Here is a 544-nt window from a genome sequence, read left to right as displayed (position 1 = left end):
TAAATTATAGTGTTGCGGAATTAAGGAATTAATAGATGATTTCCTCATCAGCAATGTGGAAGGAATGATGTACGATACCGATGAGATACGATACACCACAGCCAAAAACTACGATGATGATGGCAAACTGACAGGTGAAACAGCGGAAGCGGAACCAACGCCTTATCAAAAGACAGCGAGTTGCAAAAAGTATGAGGCGGAAGTTGGTTGGTATGGCTTGATGTCGCCAAATGGCAAAGTCATAACACCTCCAAGATACAGTGACATTACAGCTGTTGGCTACGACTTGTATCTCTGCAAGACCGATGATGTCAGAGGTGAAGTACTAAATGGAAAAGGTGTAAGAATTAGATAAGCCTTTTCTTTGGTTCATGGAGAACAACTGGTTGCCATAAGACTTCTCCATGAATTGTAAAAGGATGGTAGGATTAAAACTCTTGCCATCCTTTTTTATGTTCATACCAAAATGGAACAAGCGGTGCATATAGCTATGATGGAACCATACAACATATCGGCAGATTGGAACATGGGGAGCCCGACTTCG

2 protein-coding genes are annotated in these 544 nt (G+C 41.7%); one reads left to right on the top strand and one right to left on the bottom strand.

The genetic code is table 11. The annotated features are described in order from the left end of the window. The first annotated feature begins 55 nt into the window (after positions 1-55). The gene (locus tag DW657_RS17540; RefSeq protein WP_199658390.1) at positions 56-355 is read left to right on the top strand and encodes a WG repeat-containing protein; all 300 of its coding nucleotides are present in this window, start codon (positions 56-58) and stop codon (positions 353-355) included. On the opposite strand, the gene DW657_RS18540 is transcribed toward DW657_RS17540, so the two are convergent. Then, positions 326-544 (bottom strand): hypothetical protein (locus DW657_RS18540; protein WP_233547220.1); only part of this gene is annotated, 219 nt, incomplete at its 5' end. The two genes, DW657_RS17540 and DW657_RS18540, sit on opposite strands and share 30 nt — an antisense overlap.

It is taken from the genome of Prevotella sp. AM23-5, from assembly GCF_003473645.1.
Classification (GTDB): Bacteria; Bacteroidota; Bacteroidia; order Bacteroidales; family Bacteroidaceae; genus Prevotella; species Prevotella copri_A.
Note: the sequence above shows the minus strand (reverse complement) of the source record. Positions and strands in the feature narration are given on the sequence as shown.